13 protein-coding genes are annotated in these 17,824 nt (G+C 61.3%); 8 read left to right on the forward strand and 5 right to left on the reverse strand.

The annotated features are described in order from the left end of the window. Window positions 1-154 precede the first annotated feature (154 nt). Complete coding sequence (locus J3P95_RS07505) at window positions 155-1,018, forward strand: DMT family transporter (protein WP_434578042.1); 864 nt, start codon at window positions 155-157, stop codon at window positions 1,016-1,018. 68 nt (window positions 1,019-1,086) lie between these two features. Here the strand turns inward: J3P95_RS07505 and J3P95_RS07510 are convergent, their stop codons facing one another. Beyond that, on the reverse strand, window positions 1,087-1,995 hold the full coding sequence (locus tag J3P95_RS07510) for a DMT family transporter (RefSeq protein ID WP_434626435.1): 909 nt from the start codon (window positions 1,993-1,995) through the stop codon (window positions 1,087-1,089). 130 nt (window positions 1,996-2,125) lie between these two features. Between J3P95_RS07510 and aceK the strand changes: the two genes are divergently transcribed. From aceK to J3P95_RS07535, 5 genes are all read left to right on the forward strand, one after another. After that, window positions 2,126-3,835, forward strand: a complete 1,710-nt coding sequence (aceK, locus tag J3P95_RS07515) for a bifunctional isocitrate dehydrogenase kinase/phosphatase (RefSeq protein ID WP_434578040.1) — start codon at window positions 2,126-2,128, stop codon at window positions 3,833-3,835. Between the two features lie 117 nt (window positions 3,836-3,952). Further along, a complete protein-coding gene (gene hrpA, locus J3P95_RS07520; RefSeq protein WP_434578038.1) occupies window positions 3,953-7,864 on the forward strand; it encodes an ATP-dependent RNA helicase HrpA in 3,912 nt (1,303 codons plus the stop codon). Between the two features lie 229 nt (window positions 7,865-8,093). Further along, window positions 8,094-9,215 carry a beta-ketoacyl-ACP synthase III gene (locus J3P95_RS07525; protein WP_434578036.1) on the forward strand — a complete coding sequence of 374 codons (1,122 nt, stop codon included), beginning with the start codon at window positions 8,094-8,096 and terminating at the stop codon, window positions 9,213-9,215. Window positions 9,216-9,589: 374 nt separating this feature from the next. Next, entirely contained in the window at window positions 9,590-10,900 is a 1,311-nt protein-coding gene (locus J3P95_RS07530) for an OprO/OprP family phosphate-selective porin (RefSeq protein WP_434561916.1), read from the forward strand. A gap of 139 nt (window positions 10,901-11,039) precedes the next feature. Then, complete coding sequence (locus J3P95_RS07535) at window positions 11,040-12,164, forward strand: GNAT family N-acetyltransferase (protein WP_434578034.1); 1,125 nt, start codon at window positions 11,040-11,042, stop codon at window positions 12,162-12,164. Window positions 12,165-12,346: 182 nt separating this feature from the next. Here J3P95_RS07535 and J3P95_RS07540 read toward each other — a convergent pair whose 3' ends face one another. From J3P95_RS07540 to J3P95_RS07555, 4 genes are all read right to left on the reverse strand, one after another. Then, on the reverse strand, window positions 12,347-14,179 hold the full coding sequence (locus J3P95_RS07540) for an ABC transporter ATP-binding protein (RefSeq protein ID WP_434578032.1): 1,833 nt from the start codon (window positions 14,177-14,179) through the stop codon (window positions 12,347-12,349). Between the two features lie 85 nt (window positions 14,180-14,264). Next, window positions 14,265-14,828, reverse strand: coding sequence for a peptidylprolyl isomerase (locus tag J3P95_RS07545; RefSeq protein ID WP_186636099.1), 564 nt, complete (start codon window positions 14,826-14,828; stop codon window positions 14,265-14,267). Window positions 14,829-14,832: 4 nt separating this feature from the next. Then, a complete protein-coding gene (locus tag J3P95_RS07550; RefSeq protein WP_434578030.1) occupies window positions 14,833-15,636 on the reverse strand; it encodes an alpha/beta fold hydrolase in 804 nt (267 codons plus the stop codon). 13 nt (window positions 15,637-15,649) lie between these two features. Further along, entirely contained in the window at window positions 15,650-16,573 is a 924-nt protein-coding gene (locus J3P95_RS07555; protein ID WP_109755825.1) for a LysR family transcriptional regulator, read from the reverse strand. A 50-nt stretch (window positions 16,574-16,623) separates the two neighbouring features. Here J3P95_RS07555 and J3P95_RS07560 point away from each other — a divergent pair, with 50 nt between their 5' ends. Together J3P95_RS07560 and J3P95_RS07565 are read left to right on the forward strand one after the other, a co-directional pair. Then, entirely contained in the window at window positions 16,624-16,938 is a 315-nt protein-coding gene (locus J3P95_RS07560) for a 3-phosphoglycerate kinase (protein WP_186636105.1), read from the forward strand. Between the two features lie 150 nt (window positions 16,939-17,088). Next, on the forward strand, window positions 17,089-17,688 hold the full coding sequence (locus J3P95_RS07565; RefSeq protein WP_434578027.1) for an FMN-dependent NADH-azoreductase: 600 nt from the start codon (window positions 17,089-17,091) through the stop codon (window positions 17,686-17,688). Window positions 17,689-17,824: the final 136 nt, after the last annotated feature.

A 17,824-nucleotide genomic window follows, 5' to 3' on the forward strand; every position in this document is an offset into this window, starting at 1 on the left:
TCAGTCGCTCTGCGGTGTACGCCTGCGTATCTCCGCCGGGTGTTGGCATCCAGGGCTGATCGGCGACGGTTGCCGTTCCCTGTGCCCGCCTGAAAAAACGACTGGATTTCAGCTTCGGCTGAGTTGGCTTTTTGCCTGACTACAGGTGGTTTTCATGTTTCCCTTTTCCAAAAACGCCTTATTGGCGACGGCTTCCACGAGCCTGTTCGTTTTGCTGTGGAGCAGCGGGGCGATCTTTTCAAAACTGGGCCTGGCCCACGCGTCACCCTTCGCTTTCCTGCTGATCCGTTTTGCTATCGCGTTGTGCGCGTTGGTGCTGTTGATCCCCTTGCTGAAATTCAAGCTGCCCCGGGCCGGCAAGCCGATGCTGTACGCGGCGGCGACCGGCTTGGTGTTGTTGGGGGCCTATCAGATTTTTTATCTGCTGGCGCTGCAGCTGAACGTTACCCCCGGCGTGATGGCTACGCTGATGGGCGTGCAGCCGATCCTCACCGTGGTGCTCATGGAGCGCCAACGGTCCTGGCAACGGATGTTCGGCTTGGCGCTGGGCTTGGTTGGACTGGTGATGGTGGTGTACCAAGGCATCGGCCTGGCGGGTATGTCCCTGGCGGGGATGCTGTGCGGGTTGCTGGCTCTGGTGAGCATGACGGCAGGTTCCATCATGCAGAAGCGCATCACCGACAATCCGCTTGGCACCCTGCCGGTGCAATACCTGGCGGGGCTCATCCTGTGCGCGGTGTTCGTGCCGTTCCAGCCGTTTCACGTCGAGCACAGCATGGGTTTCATCGTGCCGGTGTTGTGGATGGGGCTGGTGGTGTCAGTACTGGCGACCTTGCTGCTGTATCGGCTTATCGCCCGGGGCAATCTGGTCAACGTGACCAGTCTGTTCTACCTGGTACCGGCGGTGACAGCGATCCTGGACTACCTGGTATTTGGCAACCGGCTGGCGTTGTTGAGCTTGCTGGGGATGATGCTGATCATCATCGGGTTGGTGTTTGTGTTTCGTAAAAGTCGCTAGCTGATCCCTGGCTGGACCCATGCCATCGCGGGCCTGCTCGCGATGGCATTTTCAGCTTCGCCGAAAGACTAACGGGCAGAAACCTCACCCGCTTTCGCCGCCCCAGGCTTGAGCACCAGCCACAACGCCGCGGCAATCAACACTCCGCCATACAGGTGCGCCATTCCCAACGGCTCATCCAACAACAGCGCTCCCCACAGCACGCCGAACGGCGGGATCAGGAATGTCACGGTCATGGACCTGACCGGGCCGATGGAACTGAGCAGGCGGAAATAAAGAATGTACGCCAGCGCGGTGCACACCAGTCCCAATCCCAGCAGCGACAGCCAGACGCTCCAGCCGCCCCAACTGGCCGGTGGTTGGCTGATGACGCTGTAGCCAAACAGCGGCAGCAGAAAAACCGTGGCGCCAAACATGCTGCCCAAAGCCGACAAGCGACTGTCCAGCCCGCCTTGGTGATCGAGCCAGCGACGGGTGAGGAAACCGGCAAACCCGTAGCAGGTGGTGGCGAGCAGGCAGGCGAGGGCGCCCATCAGCAATTGCAGGTCGAAGGCCACCGGGCCGGCGCCGGTCAGGATGCCGACGCCGAAGAGCCCGAGGAACACACCACTGACCTTGGCCAGGGTCAGTTTTTCACTGAAGAACAACCCGCCGATCAACACCCCCATCAGCGGTGTGGTGGCATTGAAGATCGCCGAGTAGCCGGCCGGCAGGACTTGCGCGGCCAGGGAGTAAAAGGTCGCCGGGATGCCGGAGTTGATCAGGCCCAGCACCATCACGATTTTCAGTTTGCCGCGGAAATTCCAATCGATACGCATCAGCGCGAGGATCACCAGCAGTCCGACGAAGGCGATGGAAACGCGAAAAAACGCCGTGGGAATCGTGCCAATCACTGGGGCAATAATGCGCATGAAAAGGAAACTCGCCCCCCAAATGGCGGCCAGTGATAGCAAACGCAAGATATCGACGGGGTTCACGGGGATTTCCTTCCTTGATGGGGTCGCAAGTGTCGCCGCCCCCAAGACCAATGGCAATGGTTGCGTTGCCGCGCAATTGGCCTCTAAGCTCAGTCGCCAATAACAAGCATGACCCGCCGAGGTTTTCCCTATGTCGCAGCCATGGCCCGCCACCGATATCGCCCGTTCGATCCTCGACGGCTTCGACGATTATCGTGAGCATTTCCGGCAGATCACCGACGGTGCCCGCGCCCGGTTCGAGCAAGCGCGGTGGCAAGAGGCGCAGACGGCTTCGGCGGCGCGCATCAGCTTGTACGAAGAAAAAGTCTTCGAAACCGTGGCCAGGCTGCGCGGGGCCTTCGCTGCCGAAGCCCTGATGGATGTCGGCTGCTGGCCCCTGGTGAAAAGCGCCTATATCAGCCTGATCGACCTGCGCTTCGACGATGAGTTGTCCGAGACTTGGTACAACTCGATCTTTTGCGGCCTGTTCAGTCATGACCTGATCAGCGACGGCACGATGTTCATCCACACGACCCGGCCGAGCCTGCGTCGTGCCCGCGCCGCCCAGACTCGTACCTATAGACCCGAAGGGCAGCTGGACAAGATGCTGGCGCAGATGTTCGCCGATTATCGCTTCAGCGAAGACTACGCCGACCTGCCCGGTGACCTGAAACGCCTCGAAACCCAACTGCGCGAGAACCTGCCGGACTGGGTCTGCAAAGACCCCGAGCTGACAGTGGAATTGTTCTCCTCGGTGCTCTATCGCAACAAGGGCGCTTACCTGGTGGGGCGCATCTACACCCGGGACGAGCAATGGCCGCTGGTGATTCCTTTGCTGCACCGCGAAGGCCGGGGCATCCAGATCGACGCGCTGATCACCGATGAGGCGCAGGTGTCGATCATCTTTTCCTTCACCCGTTCGTACTTCATGGTGGACGTGCCGGTGCCAGCGGAATTCGTCGGTTTTCTCAAGCGCATCCTGCCGGGCAAGCACGTTGCCGAGCTGTACACATCCATCGGCTTCTACAAGCATGGCAAGTCGGAGTTCTACCGGGCCTTGATCAATCACCTGGCGAACACCGACGACCAATTCATCATGGCACCGGGCGTGCGCGGCATGGTCATGAGCGTGTTTACCTTGCCGGGCTTCAACACCGTGTTCAAGATCATCAAGGACCGGTTCTCGCCGTCGAAAAACGTCGACCGGGCCACGGTCATCGAGAAATACCGGCTGGTAAAAAGCGTCGACCGGGTCGGGCGCATGGCCGATACCCAGGAGTTCGCCGATTTCCGCTTTCCCTTGAGCAAGTTCGAGCCAGCGTGCCTGGAGGAACTGCTGGAGGTGGCACCGTCCACGGTGTCGGTGGACGGCGACACGGTGTTGGTCCGCCACTGTTGGACTGAACGCCGGATGACGCCGCTGAACCTTTACCTTGAAAACGCCAACGAAGCCCAGGTGCGCGAGGCGCTGGAGGATTATGGTCTGGCGATCAAGCAGTTGGCGGCCGCCAACATCTTCCCTGGCGACATGTTGCTCAAGAACTTCGGCGTGACCCGCCATGGCCGCGTGGTGTTCTACGATTACGACGAAATCTGCTTCCTCACCGAAGCCAACTTCCGCCATATCCCCCAGCCGCGCACGCCGGAAGACGAAATGGCGTCCGAGCCCTGGTATTCCATCGGGCCGCTGGATGTCTTCCCCGAGGAATTCCCCCCCTTCCTGTTCGCCGATGCCGGACAGCGCAAGCTGTTCGACCAGTTGCATGGCGAGCTGTACAACGCCGACTACTGGAAAAGCCTGCAAGAGGCGATTCGGGCAGGGAAGGTGATCGACGTGTTCCCGTATCGGCGCAGGGGATAGGGGCAGCTTCGAGCTTCAAGCTTCAAGCTGCAAGTTCGAGTTTCAGGCCAGTGCCGCTTGCAACTTGCAGCTTGCAGCTTGAAACTTGCCGCTGCTCCTATTCCCCTTGCGTACCTGATGACTGACCAAGCCCCCGCTATCGACAAACTGTTGAAAAACCTCGATCACGCCATGCTCGCCGACCGTAACCGGTTGCGGCGGCAGTTGTTCGAGCTGCGCAAGAAGCCCGACGAGGCCAAGCTGGCCCAGTGGGTGGCGCGCATGCAAGCGTCGTGCGACCAGGTGTTGGCGCGCAAGGCGAGCCTGCCGCTGATCCGCTACGACGACAATCTGCCGATCGCCGCCAAGCGCGACGAAATCAAGGAGGCGCTGCTCAAGCACCAGGTGTTGATCATCGCCGGCGAGACCGGCTCGGGTAAGACCACCCAGTTGCCGAAGATCTGCCTGGAAATCGGTCGCGGCCAGCATGGCTTGATCGGCCACACCCAGCCGCGCCGGATCGCTGCCCGCAGCGTCGCGAGCCGCGTGGCCGAGGAGCTGGGCACTCCGTTGGGCGCGCTGGTCGGTTATCAAGTGCGGTTCGAGGACCAGAGCGACGCCAATACCCTCATCAAGTTGATGACCGACGGCATCCTGCTGGCCGAAACCCAGAACGACCGCTACCTCGAGCGCTACGACACGATCATCGTCGACGAAGCCCACGAACGCAGCCTCAACATCGACTTCCTGCTTGGCTACCTCAAGACCCTGCTGCCGCGCCGTCCGGACCTGAAGGTCATCATCACCTCGGCGACCATTGACCTGGAGCGTTTCTCCAAGCATTTCGATGACGCGCCGATCGTCGAGGTCTCCGGTCGCACCTTCCCGGTGGAAACCTGGTATCGCCCGCTGACCCTGGAGCAGGACGAGGAGGGCAATCGGGTCGAGGACGACTTGACCGTCGACCAGGCGATCCTCGCCACCCTCGATGAAATCGCCGCCTACGAACGTAGCGAGCGCCGCAGCCCTGGCGATGTGTTGGTGTTCCTGCCGGGCGAGCGGGAGATTCGTGACGCGGCGGAAATGCTGCGCAAGGCCCAACTCAAGCACACCGAGATCCTGCCGTTGTATGCACGCCTGTCGCCGGCCGAGCAACAGCGGATTTTCCAGTCCCACCCAGGTCGGCGTGTAGTGCTGGCGACCAACGTGGCGGAAACCTCGCTGACCGTGCCGGGGATCCGCTACGTGATCGACAGCGGCACCGCGCGCATCAGTCGCTACAGCTATCGCGCCAAGGTCCAGCGCCTGCCCATCGAAGCGATTTCCCAGGCCAGCGCCAACCAGCGCAAGGGCCGTTGTGGCCGGGTCGAGCCGGGGATCTGCATTCGACTGTACAGCGAAGAAGATTTCCTCGGCCGGCCGGAATTCACCGACCCGGAGATCCTGCGTACCAACCTGGCGGCGGTGATCCTTCAGATGCTGCACCTGCGCCTCGGCGAGATAACGGACTTCCCTTTCATCGAGCCGCCGGACGGCAAGGCCATCAGCGACGGTTTCAATCTGCTGCAAGAGCTCTCGGCGGTGGACCGCAACAGCCAATTGACGCCGTTGGGTCGGCAGTTGGCGCGGCTGCCGGTGGACCCGCGCATGGGCCGCATGCTGCTGGAAGCGGCAAAACTGGGCAGCCTCCAGGAAGTGCTGATCGTTGCCAGCGCCATGTCGATCCAGGACCCGCGCGAGCGCCCGCCGGAACGCCAGCAAGCGGCCGACCAGGCCCACGCCCAATGGAAAGATGCCGACTCGGACTTCGCCGGGCTGGTCAATCTATGGCGCGGTTTTGAAGAGCAGCGCCAGGCCCTGACCGCCAGCCCGCTGCGCAACTGGTGCCGCAAGAACTTCCTCAATTACCTGCGGCTGCGTGAGTGGCGCGATTCCCATCGTCAGTTGAGCCTGATCTGCCGCGACATGCAGCTGAGCCTCAATAAAGACCCGGCCGACTACCCGAAACTGCACAAAGCGGTGCTCTCGGGCCTGCTGAGCCAGATCGGCCAGAAAACCGAGGACGGCGATTACCTCGGTGCGCGTCAACGGCGTTTCTGGGTCCACCCGTCGTCAGGCCTGGGCAAGAAGCGTCCGCAGTGGCTGATGACCGCCGAGTTGGTGGAAACCACCAAGTTGTACGCGCGCATGGTGGCGAAAATCGAACCGGACTGGATCGAACCGCTGGCCGGGCACCTGATCAAGAAAAACCACTTCGAACCCCATTGGGAGAAGAAGCGCGGGCAAGTGGTGGCCTACGAGCAGATCACCCTGTTCGGGCTCATCGTCGTCGGTCGCCGGCCCGTGCACTACGGGCCGGTGGACGCGGTGGTGTCCCGCGAGCTGTTCATCCGCGAAGCGCTGGTGCGCGGCGAGATCCAGTCCAAGGCCAAGTGCCTGAGCGCCAACACCCGCCTGCTGGAACAACTCGACGAACTGGAAGCCAAGGCGCGCCGGCGTGACATCCTGGCGGACGAGGAAACCCTCTTCGCGTTCTACGATGCGCGCCTGCCCGCGGAGATCCACCAGACCGCGACCTTTGATAGTTGGTATCGGATCAAGAGCCAGAAAGATCCGCAATTGCTGATCATGCGCGAAGAAGACGTGCTGGCCCGCGAAGCCAGCGAGGTCACGGCCACGCAGTACCCCGACACCTTGCGCGTCGGCGAGCTGACCTTGCCGTTGAGCTACCACTTCGAGCCCAACCACCCGCGCGACGGTGTGACCTTGCGTGTGCCGGCGCCACTGCTGCCGATGTTGCCGCCGGAGCGCCTGGAGTGGCTGGTGCCGGGGATGATCGAAGCCAAGTGCATTGCCCTGGTGCGCAACCTGCCCAAGGCCTTGCGCAAGAATTTCGTGCCGGTGCCGGATTTCGTCAAGGCCGCGCTGCAACGCATGACGTTCGCCGAGGGCTCGTTGCCCCAGGCGCTGGGCCGCGAGTTGTTGCGCATGACCGGCGCGCGAGTCAGTGACGAAGCCTGGGCCGAAGCGGCGCAGCAGGTGGAGAGCCACCTGCGCATGAACCTGGAAATCGTCGACGGCCAGGGCAAGTTCCTCGGCGAAGGCCGTGACCTGGCCGAGCTGACCGCCCGCTTTGCCGAAGCCAGCCAGGCCGCGTTGGCCGTACCGCAAACGGCGAAAAGCCAGGCGCCGGTGGAGGCGAAAGTCTTTGCGCCGGTCGCGGAGAAAACCCAGCAGAAGATCGCCGGGTTGTCGATGACGGTGTATCCGGCGCTGGTGGAAGAGGGCGGTGTGGTCAAGGAAGGGCGCTTCCCGACGCCGGCCGAAGCCGAGTTCCAGCACCGTCGCGCCTTGCAGCGCTTGCTGATGCAGCAACTGGCCGAACCGGCAAAGTTCCTCCGAGGCAAGCTACCGGGCTTGACGGAGCTGGGCCTGCTGTACCGTGACTTGGGCCGCGTCGACGGCCTCGTGGAAGACATCCTGTTGGCGAGCCTCGACAGCTGCGTGCTCGAAGGCGAGCCGAGCCTGCCCCGTGACGGCGCCGCACTGGCGGCCTTGGCCGAGCGCAAGCGCGGCGGCTGGACCGAGCATGCCGAACGCTTGGCGAAGCTGACGCTGGACATCCTCAAGCTCTGGCACGGCCTGCAAAAACGCTTCAAAGGCAAGATCGACCTGGCCCAGGCCGTGGCCCTGAACGATATCAAGCAGCAGCTCAGCCACTTGGTGTATCCGGGTTTCGTACGTGAAACCCCGCATCAGTGGCTCAAGGAACTGCCGCGCTACCTCAAGGCCGTCGAGCAACGCTTCGAGAAACTCGGCAGCCAGGTGCAGAAAGACCGGGTCTGGAGTGGTGAGCTGTCCAACCTCTGGGCGCAATACCAGGCCCGCGCGAGCAAACATGCCCAGGAGGGCAAGCGCGATCCGCAGTTGGAGTTATATCGCTGGTGGCTGGAAGAATATCGGGTGTCGCTGTTCGCCCAGCAACTGGGCACCAAGGTGCCGATTTCCGACAAGCGCCTGAGCAAACAGTGGGGACAGGTGGACGCTTGACCGTCCGGCTCCTGTGTTGTGTCTTCAGCAACGGAGAATGGGCCAAACGCCAGCGTTTATGGCAAACTTCGCGCCTATAAATGCCGGTCCCGTGGTCTTGCGCTTCAAGACCACGGGCGGATCGGAATAAAGCGATGCCTGGGCTGCTTCCCCTGGATGGGAAAAGTCCCTTTGTGTGTTGGTACGTCGGTGCCAATACTTTCTGCCTGAACAGATCAGAGACACGACCATGCATAACGTCGTCATCAGCGGCACCGGCCTGTACACCCCGGCCAACAGCATCTCCAACGAAGAGCTGGTGCAGTCTTTCAATACCTATGTCGCGCAGTTCAACGCCGACAACGCCGAGGCCATCGAGCGCGGCGAAGTCCAAGCATTGACCGAATCCAACGCGGCGTTCATCGAAAAGGCTTCGGGCATCAAGAGCCGTTTCGTGATGGACAAGGAGGGCATCCTCGATCCGCAACGCATGACGCCGCGCCTGCCTGAGCGTTCCAATGACGAGTGGTCGGTGCTCTGCGAAATGGCCGTAGGCGCCGCGAAACAGGCCCTTGAACGCGCCGGTCGCAGCGCCGCTGACATCGACGGCGTGATCGTCGCCTGTTCCAACCTGCAGCGGCCTTATCCGGCCATTGCCATCGAAGTCCAGGAAGCCCTGGGCATCGAAGGGTTCGGTTTCGACATGAACGTGGCCTGTTCCTCGGCGACGTTCGGCATCCAGTCCGCCGCCAACAGCGTGCAACTGGGCCAGGCCCGGGCGATCCTGATGGTCAACCCGGAAGTCTGCACCGGGCACCTGAATTTCCGTGACCGCGACAGTCATTTCATCTTCGGCGACGCGGCCACGGCGGTGATCATCGAGCGGGCCGACCAGGCGACATCGCCGTACCAGTTCGATGTGGTCAGCACCAAGCTGCTCACCAAGTTCTCCAACAACATCCGCAACAACTTCGGCTTCCTCAACCGCGCGGCGGAAGAGGGCCTCGGCACGCGAGACAAACTGTTCGTCCAGGAAGGCCGCAAGGTGTTCCGTGACGTCTGCCCGATGGTGGCGGAACTGGTCGGCGCTCATTTGGCGGAAAATCAGCTGAACGTCGGCGAAGTGAGGCGTTTCTGGCTGCATCAGGCCAACTTGAGCATGAACCAGCTGATCGTGCGCAAACTGCTGGGACGCGAGGCCACCGAGGAAGAAGCCCCGGTGATTCTCGACCGCTACGCCAACACCAGCTCGGCCGGTTCCGTGATTGCATTCCACATGTATCAGGATGACTTGCCCAGCGGCTCGGTCGCGGTACTCAGCTCGTTTGGCGCCGGCTACTCGATTGGCAGCGTGATCCTGCGCAAGCGTTGATTTGTCCTGATTGATTTCCCGTGGCGAGGGAGCTTGCTCCCGCTGGGCTGCGCAGCAGCCCCCTGCGTCCTATCTGATGCATTGCGGTGCCAGATAAAGTTTGGGGCTGCTATGCAGCCCAGCGGGAGCAAGCTCCCTCGCCACGAAAGCAGCTTGATCGCTGCTTCACCGCTCTAGCTTGCCGCTTGCAGCTTGCCTCTCGAAGCTGCCTCATTTGTTATTCCGATTCGAAGTAAAAAGTTCCGCTGTCATAAAATCTTTATGTGATAGCAACTTGCCTGACACACCCCGTCGCCAAGATCCCCTCCCAACACCAGCGGGCCCAGTTCCGCGTGTTTTCTAACGCATAGACTACCAACTAGGGGAATTCTTCGATGATCCGTAAGCACTTCGCAGGTGTTGCCGCCAGCGCACTGGCAATGGCAGTAACCGCCCAGGCTTTCGCCGGCACCGTCACCACCGATGGCGCCGATATCGTGGTCAAGACCAAGGGCGGCCTTGAGGTCGCTACCACTGACAAAGAGTTCAGCTTCAAGCTCGGCGGTCGTTTGCAGGCTGACTACAGTCAGTTCGACGGGATCTACACCGACAATGGCAATTCGGCAGACGCCGCCTATTTCCGTCGTGCTTTCTTGGAACTGTCCGGCGTGCTGTACACGGATTGGGCATACACCATCAACTACGACATGTCCCATAACACCGGCGATTCCGATAACGGCTACTTCGACGAGGCGTCTCTGGCCTATAACGGTTTCAAACCGGTTTCCATCAAGGTTGGCCGTTTTGACCCAGACTTTGGCCTTGAAAAAGCCACCAGCTCCAAATGGGTCACCGCGCCTGAGCGAAACTCCGCCTACGATCTGGTCGATTGGGCCATGGACAAGCAGAACGGTATGGGTATCCAGGCATCCAGCACTTTCGCTGATTCGTTCTATGCTTCGGCCGGCGTGTTCAGCAAGGACAATGACGATGCTGACGGCGACAGCGTCAAGCAAGTCAACGGTCGTTTTGTATTCGCGCCGATGCACGAAGCCGGCAACGTGCTGCACTTCGGTTTGAGCGTGGCCTCCCGTGACGTCTCCGACACTGCGTTCGATGCTCGTTATCGCTCCCGCCTGGGCATGCGTGGCGTTGAAACCCTGGGCGGCAACGATGCCGGTCCTAACGGCAACCGTCCGGTCCTGGGCGGCGCGAACAACTCGCCGGCCGGTTCGTACGACACTGACACCGCCTTCGGCCTGGAAGCCGCTTTCGCTATGGGGCCAGCGTCGATCCAGGGTGAATACATCTCGCGCAAGACCAAGGCTGACAGCGACGCCTTCGAAGACCTCAAGGGCCACGGCTTCTACGTCCAGGGTGCCTACACCCTCACCGGCGAGTCCCGTGGTTATAAAGTCGGCAAGTTTGACGCGATCAAGCCACAGAACAAATCCATCGGTGCCTGGGAAGTGTTCTACCGCTACGACAGCATGACCGTCGAAGACGACAACATCACCACTGCCTCGGCGACCCGCGAAGTGGGCGATGCCGAAGCCAAGGTGCACAATCTAGGTGTGAACTGGTACGCCAACGAAGCGGTGAAAATCACCGGTGCCTACGTCAAGGCCAAGACCGACAAGGTCACCAACGTCAACGGCGATGACGACGGCGATGGTTTTGTTGTCCGCGCTCAGTACGTGTTCTAAATCGCTTTGACTTGATACACCGCTGCACTTTCATCCGTTATGCTCCTTTGAACCCCGCCTCTGGCGGGGTTTTTTTATGCCCGACCGGCCTGGATCGGCGATACTCGGGTAATCCGCCGCCTGGATATCGAGGAACTGCATGCCGCTTCACGTCCTGGACAGTCTGTCCGCCATCGCGCCACATGAGTGGGACGCGCTGGTGCCCGCCAATCAACCTTTCCTGCGCCACGCCTTTCTAAGCGCCCTCGAAGACAGCGCCAGCCTGGGCGCGCATTCCGGCTGGCAGCCCGAGCACCTGTTGCACATGAAAGACGGACGGCTGCTGGCGGCCTTGCCCAGTTATCGCAAATGGCATTCCTACGGTGAGTATGTGTTCGATCACGGCTGGGCCGATGCCTGCGCCCGGGCCGGCATCGAGTATTATCCCAAGCTGTTGACGGCGGTGCCGTTCAGCCCGGTCAGCGGTCCGCGGTTGTTGGCGGCGTGTGTGGAGGATGGCTTGGAATTGCTCGGCAGCCTGCCGGGTTACCTGGAAATCGAAGGGCTTTCCAGCGCTCACATCAACTTCACCGATGCCTTTACCGATGCGGCGCTGGCCGGTCAGGACGGTTGGCTGCAGCGGATCGGCTGCCAATACCACTGGCAGAATCGCGGTTACCGGGACTTCCAGGATTTTCTCGATGCGCTCAGTTCCCGCAAGCGCAAGCAGATGCGCAAGGAACGTGAGCAAGTGGCGGGGCAGGGCATCGAATTCGAGTGGCTTGAAGGCCACAAACTGGACGAGGCGCAGTGGGATTTTGTCTACGCCTGTTACGCCAATACCTACGCGGTGCGACGGCAGGCGCCGTACCTGACCCGGGCGTTTTTCAGCCTGTTGGCCGAGCGCATGCCCGAGGCCATTCGCGTGGTGCTGGCCAAGCAAGGTTCACGGCCGGTGGCGATGGCGTTCAGCCTGGTGGGGGGCGACAGCTTTTATGGGCGGTACTGGGGATGCCTGGCGGAGTTTGATCGCCTGCACTTCGAAACCTGTTTCTACCAAGGCATGGACTATGCGATCGCCAACGGTCTGCAGCGCTTTGACGCCGGGGCCCAGGGCGAGCACAAATTGATTCGCGGGTTCGAGCCGGTGATTACCCGCTCGTGGCACTACTTGCGCCATCCGGGGCTGAAAGCGGCGGTGGCGGATTTTCTCGCGCGCGAGCACGAGGGCGTGCTGGCGTATGCCGAAGAGGCGAAAGCAGCACTGCCTTATCGGCAGTGCTGAGGTTGCTAATGGTCACTACAAAACCTTGTGGCGAGGGAGCTTGCTCCCGCTGGGCTGCGCAGCAGCCCCAATAAGGCTGGTGTCCAACCCATTTATTGTGTTGGAGCCTAGATTTTTGGGGGCGCTTCGCACCCCAGCGGGAGCAAGCTCCCTCGCCACGGGTTCTTCATCACCTGGCCCGGTCAGTCGATCCCCACGAATCCACCCGTCTGGTGCTGCCAAAGCCGCGCATACAACCCACCATGGGCCAGCAGTTCGGCATGGCTGCCGGTCTCGGCGATGCGGCCGTTTTCCAGCACCACCAGGCGATCCATCCGGGCGATGGTCGAGAGGCGGTGAGCGATGGCGATCACGGTCTTGCCTTGCATCAGCGTCTCGAGGCTTTCCTGGATCGCCGCCTCGACTTCCGAGTCCAGCGCGGAAGTCGCTTCGTCCATGATCAGGATCGGCGCGTCCTTGAGCAGTACCCGGGCGATGGCAATGCGTTGGCGCTGGCCGCCGGAGAGTTTGACGCCGCGTTCACCCACATGAGCGTCGAAACCGCTGCGGCCTTCGGCGTCCGATAGCAGCGGGATGAACTGATCGGCACGGGCCTTGTGCACCGCTTCCCACAGTTGTACGTCGGTCGCGTCGGGCTTGCCGTAAAGCAGGTTATCGCGAATCGAACGGTGCAGCAGCGACGTGTCCTGGGTGATCATGCCGATGCGCTCGCGCAGGCTTTCCTGGCCGACATGAGCGATATCCTGGCCGTCGATGAGGATGCGCCCGCCTTGTACGTCGTAAAGACGCAGCAGCAGGTTCACCAGTGTCGACTTGCCCGCGCCGGACGGGCCGATCAGGCCGATTTTCTCGCCAGGCTTGATGACCAGGTTCAGGTCGCCGATGACGCCGCTTTTCTTGCCATAGTGGAAATCGACGTGCTCGAAACGTACCTCGCCCTGGGCCACGGCCAGCGGCTTGGCCTGCTCGCGGTCGGTGACGCTGACGGGTTGGGAGATGGTCTGCAAGCCATCCTGGACCATGCCGATGTTTTCGAAGATGCCGGTGACCACCCACATGATCCAGCCGGACATATTGACGATGCGGATCACCAGGCCGGTGGCCAGCGCAATGGCACCGACGCTGATCAACGATTGCGTCCACAGCCACAGCGCCAGGGCGGTGGTGCCGACGATCAGCAGCCCGTTCATGCTGGTGATGACGACGTCCATGCTGGTCACCACACGGCCGGCCAGCTGAGCCTTTTCAGTTTGCTCTTCGATGGCTTCGCGCGCGTATTGCTGTTCGAAGTTGGTGTGGGCGAACAGCTTCAGAGTGGTGATATTGGTATAGCCATCGACAATCCGCCCCATGAGCTTGGAGCGGGCATCGGAGGAGACCACGGAGCGTTCCTTAACCCGTGGCACGAAATAGCAGAGCGCGCCGATGTAGCTGGCGATCCACATCAGCAGCGGGATCATCAGGCGCCAATCGGCTTCGGCGAACAGCACCAGGGAGCTGATGGCATAGATCAGCACGTGCCACAACGCATCCACCGCCTGCACCGCCGAGTCGCGTAGCGAGTTACCGGTCTGCATGATGCGCTGGGCGATGCGCCCGGCGAAGTCGTTCTGGAAGAAGTTCAGGCTCTGCTTGAGCACGTAGCTGTGGTTTTGCCAGCGGATCAGGCTGGTCATGCTGGGGCTCAGGGTCTGGTGCACCAAGAGGTCATGCAGGGCCACGAAGATCGGCCGGAACACCAGCGCCACCACGGCCATCCAAGCCAGCTCCACGCCGTGGAGCTTGAAGAAGTCTGCGCTGGGCGTGGCCTGGGTCAGGTCGATGATGCGACTCAGGTAGCTGAACAGCGCGACTTCTATCAGCGCGCCGATCAGGCCCACCAGCAGCAGCGCGGCGAAGCTGGGCCAGACCTGTTTCAGGTAATAGGTATAGAAGGGCAGGACGCGGTTCGGCGGGGCCGAGGTCGGCGCGTCGCGGAAGATGTCGATCAGTTTTTCAAAACGGCGGTAAACCATGGGGTACATAGCCCGGGCGAGGGCTCTCCTTCTTTGCTGTGAGCGGCGCGGGGTTGCCGGCGCCGCTCAGGCTTGCCCTGTGCGTTTAGTCGATGCGCTTGGCCGACTTGATGATCACAGGATCGATCGGCACGTTTTGCATGCCTGACTTGGTAGTGGTCTGGGAGTTGACGATGACGTCCACCACGTCCATGCCCTTGACCACTTTGGCGAACACCGCGTAGCCGGCGTCGCGGCCCGGATCGAGGAAAGCGTTGTCAGCCACGTTGATGAAAAACTGGCTGGTGGCCGAATCCGGGTTGGAAGTGCGAGCCATCGACAAGGTGCCGCGAACGTTGTGCAAGCCGTTGCTGGCTTCGTTCTTGATCGGCGCCTTGGTGTCTTTCTGTTGCATCTGCTGGGTAAAGCCGCCGCCCTGGGCCATGAAGCCTGGGATCACGCGGTGGAAAATCGTGTTGTTGTAGAAGCCGCTGTCAACGTACTCAAGGAAATTCTTGGTACTGATGGGCGCCTTGACCGGGTCCAGTTCGATTTCGATCTGGCCGTTGGTGGTATCCAGCAAGACGTGTGGCGCCTTGGCTGGTTGCGCGGCCATCAGGTTGGCGGCAAACAGGACGGAGCCGGCGGCGAGGGCGATTTTTTTCAGCATGGGTTCAATGATCCTGGGTAGTGGAATCGATAGCGGTCAAGAATTCGAGCAGGGTCTGGTTGAAGCGTTCGGGTTGATCCAGCGGTGTAGCGTGCCGTGAATCGGCGATGACCGCCAGTCGTGCGTCAGGCAACAGTTTCACATAAGCCTCTTTCAGCGCCACCGGGGTGTAGTCGTGGTCGGCGCAGATAATGAGGGTTGGACAGGCAACCTGGGAGAGTCGTTCCTGCACGCCCCAACCGACAATGGCGTCGAAACTGGCGAGATAGGCACGTTTGTCGTTCTCTGCCCAACGCCGGGCCATTTCCAGGCGCAGCTCGGTTTGTTCGGGCTTGGGGAACAACTTCGCACCGAGGGCCTTGCCGATGGTTTCCAGGCTGAGAAGACGCATCAGGCTCCAGCGCTTGAACCATTGCCAGCAGTCGTCGGGCGTGCGGACCTTGACTTCAGGGGCGCTGTTGACGATGCACAGGCTCTTGACCCGCGCGGGTTCATCCACCGCCAGCTGGAAACCAATCATGCCGCCCATGGACCAGCCCACCAAGTGCACCGGGCCTAGGTCGAGGTGGTCGATCAGGGCGCACAGGTCGGCGCTGAAGCCTTCGATGCTGTAGCGCTCGCGGGGCTTGTCGGAGCGACCGTGGCCGCGCACATCGGGCACGATCAGGCGATAGCGGGCGGACAACACCGGGATCTGTTTTTCCCAGTCCCGCGTGCTTGAACCCAGCCCGTGGACCAGCACCAGGGGCGCGCCGTGGCCGTACTCCTCGTAATGCAGGTTGCAACCTTCGTGCTCGAAATAGGCCATCGCGAATTCCTTGTCAGGCTTGTTCTGGGGCGGCGAACGGCGCATCCAGCGGCGCGGTGTCAAAGGTGCGCAGCAGTTCGATGAGGATTTGTGTGGCCGGGCCCAGGGGTTTTTCCTTGTTTGAGAACAGATAGAAGGTCGAATTGCGGCTGCCTCCCTGTTCCAAGGGTAGACGCTTGAGCAAGCCTTCCTTGAGTTCTCGCTCGATCATGTGGCGGGGCAGCCAGGCGAATCCCAACCCGCTGCCGACAAAACTCGCGGCGGTAGCCAGGCTGCCGACGGTCCAGCGCTGTTCGGCACCGAGCCAGCCGACATCTCGGGGTTGCTGGCGGCCGGAGTCGCGGATGACTACTTGCAACTGGCTTTCCAGGTCCTGGAAGTTCAGCTCGCGATTGAGGCGGTGCAAGGCATGTTCGGGATGGGCCACCGCGATGAACTCCACATCGCTCAGTTCCGCGCCCAGGTATCCGGGAATGCTGAAACCGCTGATGGCCAGGTCGGCCACGCCTTCGAGCAGCACTTCTTCGACCCCCGACAACACTTCCTCGCGCAGCCGCACCCGGCAGCCACGGCTTTGTGGCATGAACGCCGTCAGGGCGCGCACGAGGCGGGCGTTGGGGTAGGCCGCGTCGACTACCAGCCGGACTTCGGCTTCCCAGCCTTGCTCCATGTGGTGGGCCAGGTCTTCCAATTGGCTGGCCTGTTTCACCAATTGCCGGGAGCGGCGCAACAGTACGCCACCGGCTTCGGTCAGCACGGCCTTGCGCCCGTCGATGCGCAGCAACGGTACGCCGAGCTGATCCTGCATGCGCGCGACGGTGTAGCTCACCGAGGATTGGGAGCGGTGCAGCACTTCGGCAGCCTGGGCGAAACCACCGTGGTCCACCACCGCCTGCAACGTTCGCCACTGATCAAGGGTCACGCGGGGCGCTTTCATATTGAGCTCCTCTTGTCCTAAGCTGGCGGTCCCTTGGTGGAGACTGCCGAATGAAGAAAATCTGTTGTGCGTTGCTGGCCCTGTTGCCATTGACCGCGTTCGCCTACCCGATCGATGTGGAAAAACACCTCAACGGCCTGAGCATCGACTACACCGCCTACGACACCGATGCCGATATTGGCTCGATCCAAGTCAACAACTACGGCAACACGGACGCGGCTTGCGCCGTGGTTTTCCGCAACGGCCCCGAAGCGCCGCGCACCCGCAAGATCGAAGTCGCCGCCGGCAAATTCAAGAACGCCACCGCCAAGTTCAACCGCAACATCATCAAGCTGCGCATCGAGCTGACCTGTAAGCCGAAGTAGCCAACGGCGGGCAGCGTCGCTAGGCGTGCTCCGCTTATAAACGAAAATATCGATGCATTGCAGCAATTATTTGCGCTTTTTCATCGATATGATCGCGCTTAACCTTCTCTCCATCGACTGACAACATTCTCAGATGGAGCCTACAAAGCCATGTCCCGCGTCCTGATCATCGAAAGCAGTGCCCGCCAGCAAGATTCGATTTCCCGCCAACTGACCCAGACCTTCATCAACCAGTGGAAAGCCGCACACCCGGCCGATGGGATCAGCGTTCGTGACCTGGCCGTCAATCCGGTGCCGCACCTGGACGCCAACTTGCTGGGTGGCTGGATGAAACCGGCCGAGCAGCGCAACGACATCGAGAACGCTTCGCTGGAGCGCTCCAACCAACTGACCGACGAACTGCTGGCCGCCGACGTACTGGTGATGGCCGCGCCGATGTACAACTTCGCGATTCCCAGCACCTTGAAAGCCTGGCTGGACCACGTATTGCGTGCCGGCGTGACGTTCAAGTACACCCCCACCGGTCCCCAGGGTTTATTGACCGGCAAGCGCGCCTTCGTCCTGACCGCCCGCGGCGGCATCCATGCAGGCGGCAGCACCGACCACCAGGAACCGTACCTGCGCCAGGTGATGGGCTTCATCGGCATCCACGACGTCACGTTCATCCATGCCGAAGGCTTGAACCTGGGCGGTGACTTCCAGGAGAAGGGCTTGAATCAGGCCAACGCCAAGCTGTCCCAGGTCGCCTGATCCGTTAATCCTCGGGTAATCGCCAAGTGGTCTAGTGACTCGGCGCTTCCCTTCAAACTGTTTTGCGCATCGAACCTCCCTTTGCACTTATTGCTCCCTGAGTGCATCAGCCCGATTGAACGCTTAAGCGAGATCG

This window comes from Pseudomonas sp. Z5-35 (genome assembly GCF_051131945.1).
GTDB lineage: Bacteria > Pseudomonadota > Gammaproteobacteria > Pseudomonadales > Pseudomonadaceae > Aquipseudomonas > Aquipseudomonas marvdashtae.

What these genes read in the sequence shown, in the direction of transcription:
- J3P95_RS07505 (WP_434578042.1), top strand. Translation starts at nt 155, where the DNA reads ATGTTTCCCTTTTCCAAAAACGCCTTATTGGCGACGGCTTCCACGAGC.
- aceK (WP_434578040.1), top strand. Translation starts at nt 2,126, where the DNA reads ATGTCGCAGCCATGGCCCGCCACCGATATCGCCCGTTCGATCCTCGAC.
- hrpA (WP_434578038.1), top strand. Translation starts at nt 3,953, where the DNA reads ATGACTGACCAAGCCCCCGCTATCGACAAACTGTTGAAAAACCTCGAT.
- J3P95_RS07525 (WP_434578036.1), top strand. Translation starts at nt 8,094, where the DNA reads ATGCATAACGTCGTCATCAGCGGCACCGGCCTGTACACCCCGGCCAAC.
- J3P95_RS07530 (WP_434561916.1), top strand. Translation starts at nt 9,590, where the DNA reads ATGATCCGTAAGCACTTCGCAGGTGTTGCCGCCAGCGCACTGGCAATG.
- J3P95_RS07535 (WP_434578034.1), top strand. Translation starts at nt 11,040, where the DNA reads ATGCCGCTTCACGTCCTGGACAGTCTGTCCGCCATCGCGCCACATGAG.
- J3P95_RS07540 (WP_434578032.1), bottom strand. Translation starts at nt 14,179, where the DNA reads ATGGTTTACCGCCGTTTTGAAAAACTGATCGACATCTTCCGCGACGCG.
- J3P95_RS07545 (WP_186636099.1), bottom strand. Translation starts at nt 14,828, where the DNA reads ATGCTGAAAAAAATCGCCCTCGCCGCCGGCTCCGTCCTGTTTGCCGCC.
- J3P95_RS07550 (WP_434578030.1), bottom strand. Translation starts at nt 15,636, where the DNA reads ATGGCCTATTTCGAGCACGAAGGTTGCAACCTGCATTACGAGGAGTAC.
- J3P95_RS07555 (WP_109755825.1), bottom strand. Translation starts at nt 16,573, where the DNA reads ATGAAAGCGCCCCGCGTGACCCTTGATCAGTGGCGAACGTTGCAGGCG.
- J3P95_RS07560 (WP_186636105.1), top strand. Translation starts at nt 16,624, where the DNA reads ATGAAGAAAATCTGTTGTGCGTTGCTGGCCCTGTTGCCATTGACCGCG.
- J3P95_RS07565 (WP_434578027.1), top strand. Translation starts at nt 17,089, where the DNA reads ATGTCCCGCGTCCTGATCATCGAAAGCAGTGCCCGCCAGCAAGATTCG.